Source organism: Photobacterium sp. OFAV2-7, from assembly GCF_022347985.1.
Lineage (GTDB): Bacteria > Pseudomonadota > Gammaproteobacteria > Enterobacterales > Vibrionaceae > Photobacterium.
The window spans coordinates 1-2,546 of record NZ_JAKRFQ010000771.1 but is presented as its reverse complement, the minus strand read 5'-3'; the positions used below and the strand labels follow the sequence as shown (position 1 = coordinate 2,546).

The 2,546-nt window shown below is 47.1% G+C and carries 3 protein-coding genes; 1 reads left to right on the top strand and 2 read right to left on the bottom strand.

Features of this window, described 5'->3' with window-relative positions; translation table 11 throughout:
* Together MHN01_RS24325 and MHN01_RS24320 are read right to left on the bottom strand one after the other, a co-directional pair.
* A partial coding sequence (locus tag MHN01_RS24325; protein ID WP_239413953.1) for a hypothetical protein occupies nucleotides 1-659 on the bottom strand: 659 nt, incomplete at its 3' end.
* Between the two features lie 54 nt (nucleotides 660-713).
* Nucleotides 714-1,913, bottom strand: coding sequence for an MFS transporter (locus MHN01_RS24320; RefSeq protein ID WP_239413954.1), 1,200 nt, complete (start codon nucleotides 1,911-1,913; stop codon nucleotides 714-716).
* Between the two features lie 87 nt (nucleotides 1,914-2,000).
* Here MHN01_RS24320 and soxR point away from each other — a divergent pair, with 87 nt between their 5' ends.
* The gene (soxR, locus tag MHN01_RS24315) at nucleotides 2,001-2,435 is read left to right on the top strand and encodes a redox-sensitive transcriptional activator SoxR (protein WP_239413952.1); all 435 of its coding nucleotides are present in this window, start codon (nucleotides 2,001-2,003) and stop codon (nucleotides 2,433-2,435) included.
* The last annotated feature ends 111 nt before the right edge of the window (nucleotides 2,436-2,546 follow it).

Genomic DNA, 2,546 nt, shown 5'->3' with positions numbered 1-2,546 from the left:
CCTCGTACCCCACGGGACCGATCTGCCAAAATGAGCATGCCGGCACAAGCTATGGTTACTGATTTAACTGACTTTCGACGCAAAAATTCCTGCCCGTCCACCAGCTGTGGCCACCTTGCCAGTTCATCCAGGTCCTGAATGTCTGTATTTTCGCGTAGCCAACTGGTTATAAGGCCAATCTGTTCAACCGTTATAGGAAATGCAGGCACAGGGAATGAATCTACGACAGTCGTATCGAGATGTGGTTTGAGCAATAACCGAAGTGCATCGAGATTAACCCGCATATCTGAAGTATCGATACTGGCACAGAGATGCTCATGTTCATCATGTGATAACGTCGCGGGCAGATACAATAAAGGGGCTGCAATGCTGCGGTGGTTTGAAAAACCGGTTTTGACCGCAAGCTGCCCTTTTATCATAAAGCAGCCATAGATCAGCCGTCTTTCACGACGGAAATTATCAGCTTGCTGGTGCAATACCTCAGCTTCGCTCCCGGCTAATGGCAGCCGTGGCAACGTACCGGTTAACAACAGATCTTCATCTTTGATATAGAGCTTTCTATCTTTTCGTACACGGGTGATATTGGCTATGGACAAATCGCTGCTGTCGGCACGATAGCAGCGACGAAAGTACTCTATGTAAGGCTTAATAGATGACACAATTGCTTCCCGGTAACTGGCGAGCAAGTATTACAGCATAATCCCTTTTTCCTGTCAGTATTGCGGAGCAAGCTCATGATCAGCCTCTATTTTTTGTCCCAATAGCAGCATCCAGATACTCGCGAACAAGACAACAAAACCCACAATGATAAAGCCGTATTCGATGGCATCGGCATGGGCAAGAAAAGCAATCAATACGTAGCTCAGGCTCTGGACCAAAGTTGCAAACATTGCCATCCCCCCATCTACACGGCCACGTTGTGACATTGGAATGGTATGGTGCATCCAGTTCGTTCTGGCAATACGATTGAGCGCATTAAAGAACCCAAAGCCAAGCGTCAGCAACACAATATAAAGAGGCTGCATGACACCGCTCATTACCAGCAATGTAAATGCCAGAATCAGCATCGAGTACTGCATAATGGCTCGGTGCGACAGCATCGCTAATACTCGAGAGACCAGCACACCCGTCATCAAGGATCCAAGACCAAAGGCAATGTTATAAAACGCAACCCAGTTACCGGAAATATTGAGATCGGCAAACCAGATAGGAACAAGTTTCCCCAGAAAAGTTAACACAGGATAAGACAGGCAAGAGATAAGCAGGAAGCCATAGAACCTTGGTTGCTGGGCAAAGATGATTTTGGTCTCTTTAATCTGACTTAGAAACGGTATGTTTTTCGAGTGTCTAACCTTGCGCTGATAAGGCGTCACAACATAACTGTAAGCGGCAATACCAGACGCAATAGCTGCAAATGCGGAAAACTCTTCGATCCCCCACATCTCAAGCAGAAAAATGCCCAGCGCACCGGCCCCCAACGTGGTCCCTTGCATGACAATTTCCTGATAACCGGAAATTTTTGCATATTCCTGCTGATCATAATTTTCCTGGGTGAATGCATTGTTGGCATTCCAGGCGATATTACTTGAAACCCAAAACACCAGCTGTGAAGCCGCCAAGATCCAATGTGAGCCTGCCCCTATCCAGTACGCAATACAAACCAGCAGTGCCGTTGTTGACTGCGCAACTTGTACCAATATCAAAATTGTTTTCCGGGAATGCCTGTCTGTTAGCGTCGAAAAAAAAGGCGTACTGAGAAATGATAGCCCTGTACAAACAAGTGCCGTAATCGCCACGAATGTTCCCATATCAGGCTCTTGCAACATGATCCAGGGCAACGCCATCATGAACAAGCCTGAGCTGATACCATCAAAAAAGCGCCCGGACAAATATGGAATCGTTTTATTCTTCATCATTCTTTCCGTGTGATTTGGTTAATTCATTGCTACTCTAGAACCTCAGGTTAACTTGAGGTCAAGCTCTTTTTCAGGAGAGAACATATGGACATGAGTGTGGGCGAAGTGGCAAAACGAGCCGGGGTAACCGTGGCAACCCTTCACTTTTATGAAGAGAAAGGGCTCATTTACAGTACCAGAAACCAAGCGAACCAACGCAGGTATGACCGACAGATATTGCGAAGAATTGCCGTGATTAAGGCAGCACAGAATGTTGGGCTAACGCTACAGGAAATCTCTGATGAGCTCGGACACCTCCCGAAACACAAAGCTCCCAAGAAGAAGGAATGGGAAGAGCTTGCCCAGGACTGGCACCAGAAGCTTGAAGAGAAGATCCAAAGCCTGAGAGCTCTGCAAACTCAATTGGGAAGCTGTATACAATGCGGCTGTTTGTCACTAGATAGCTGTGCCTTGTATAACCCCGACGACTCACGCGGGATCAAGCAAGCAGGGGCGAAATTGAGCCACCCAGAGTCCTAGTACAGGCCCTATTAGGAAGAGTACATCACAACCAATCTTACTACTGATGTTCGCGACGAAATGCTGCAGGTGTAATCCCGACTCGTTTCTTGAACTGCTGAGAAAGGTGTT